At 74.3% G+C, this 1,611-nt stretch carries 2 protein-coding genes; both read left to right on the top strand.

Annotation, left to right across the window (positions count from 1 at the left end; all coding sequences use genetic code 11):
* The first annotated feature begins 101 nt into the window (after positions 1-101).
* On the top strand, positions 102-590 hold the full coding sequence (locus GT042_RS27500; RefSeq protein ID WP_161311419.1) for a DUF2752 domain-containing protein: 489 nt from the start codon (positions 102-104) through the stop codon (positions 588-590).
* A gap of 152 nt (positions 591-742) precedes the next feature.
* Positions 743-1,552 carry an indole-3-glycerol phosphate synthase TrpC gene (trpC, locus tag GT042_RS27495; protein WP_161311418.1) on the top strand — a complete coding sequence of 270 codons (810 nt, stop codon included), beginning with the start codon at positions 743-745 and terminating at the stop codon, positions 1,550-1,552.
* The last annotated feature ends 59 nt before the right edge of the window (positions 1,553-1,611 follow it).

The raw sequence follows: 1,611 nt of genomic DNA, 5'->3' as shown, positions 1-1,611 counted from the left end.
GCCCCGAGCCGTCGGCCGGGCAGGCCCGTCCCGCCCCCGCCGTCCCGCCGGGCGTCCACGCGGCTCCGCAGGCCTCTCCCGTCCCCGCCTTCCCGCCGGGTATCCATACGGCTCCGCAGGCCCGTCCCGCTCCGGCCTTCCCGCCGGGCACGTACGGGGCTCCGCCGCCCGGACCGCCCGCCGCCTCGCTCGTACGGCGTCTCCTCGCCCCGGCCGGCTCCCTGGCCGCCGTCGCCGGGGCCTTCACGTACGTCGGGCTGATCGACCCGAACCGCCCCGGCCACTACCCGGTCTGCCCGCTCTTCGCCCTCACCGGCCTCTACTGCCCCGGCTGCGGCGGGCTGCGCAGCGCCCACGCCGTCGCCCACGGCGACCTGGCCGCCGCCTTCGGCGACAACGCGCTGGCCGTCGTGGGGTACGGGGTGGCCGCAGCGCTCTGGGTGCTCTGGACGGTCTCGTCCGTACGGGCCGGGACCCGGCGCCCGCTGCCCCTCCCGCGCCGTCCGGCCGTGTGGTGGGCCGTCGGCGGAGTCGTCCTGATCTTCACATTGATCAGAAACCTGCCGTTCGGCTCGTCGCTCGCTCCGTGAAGGCCCAGGTCGTGGCAGGCTCGGGAGCCGGATGCGGGTCCTGGGACCAGTTCCGGATAGCATCGATATGGCTGATCCTGATTCAGTCGGGCTCGACCGGCCGACCTCCTCGGCCGACCTGATCACAACCCTCCCGGAAGGGGGCCGCTCCCGTGAGTGTGCTCGACGAGATCATCGACGGCGTGCGCGCCGACCTCGCGGAGCGGCAGGCGCGGGTGAGCCTTGACGAGCTCAAGGAGCGCGCCGCCAAGGCCCCCGCAGCCAAGGACGGTGTCGCCGCGCTGCGCGGCGAGGGGGTGCACGTGATCTGCGAGGTGAAGCGCTCCAGCCCCTCGAAGGGCGCGCTCGCCGCGATCGCCGACCCGGCCGGGCTCGCCGCCGACTACGAGGCGGGCGGCGCGGCCGTCATCTCCGTACTGACCGAAAAGCGCCGCTTCGGCGGCTCGCTGGCCGACCTGGAGGCCGTCCGGGCCCGGGTCGACATCCCGGTCCTGCGCAAGGACTTCGTCGTCACCTCGTACCAGCTGTGGGAGGCGCGTGCCTACGGCGCCGACCTGGTGCTGCTCATCGTCTCGGCGCTGGAGCAGGACGCGCTGGTGTCGCTCATCGAGCGCGCCGAGTCGATCGGGCTGACGCCGCTGGTGGAAGTCCACGACGAGGACGAGGTCGAGCGGGCGGTGGCCGCCGGGGCGAAGATCATCGGCGTCAACGCGCGTGACCTCAAGACCCTCAAGGTCGACCGCGGCACGTTCGAGCGGGTCGCCCCCGAGATCCCGGACGGCATCGTGAAGATCGCCGAGTCGGGGGTGCGCGGTCCGCACGACCTGATCGCTTACGCCAACGCCGGGGCCGACGCGGTCCTGGTCGGCGAGTCGCTGGTCACCGGCCGTGACCCGAAGTCCGCGGTGGCCGACCTGGTCGCCGCCGGGGCCCACCCGGCGCTGCGGCACGGAAGGGACTGACCTCACCGTGTCCGACGCCGTCGCCGCGCTGCGCGAGCTGCCGCTGCCGTCGCCCCACG

The organism is Streptomyces sp. SID3212, assembly GCF_009865405.1.
In the GTDB taxonomy this organism is placed as follows: domain Bacteria; phylum Actinomycetota; class Actinomycetes; order Streptomycetales; family Streptomycetaceae; genus Streptomyces.
Note: the sequence above shows the minus strand (reverse complement) of the source record. Positions and strands in the feature narration are given on the sequence as shown.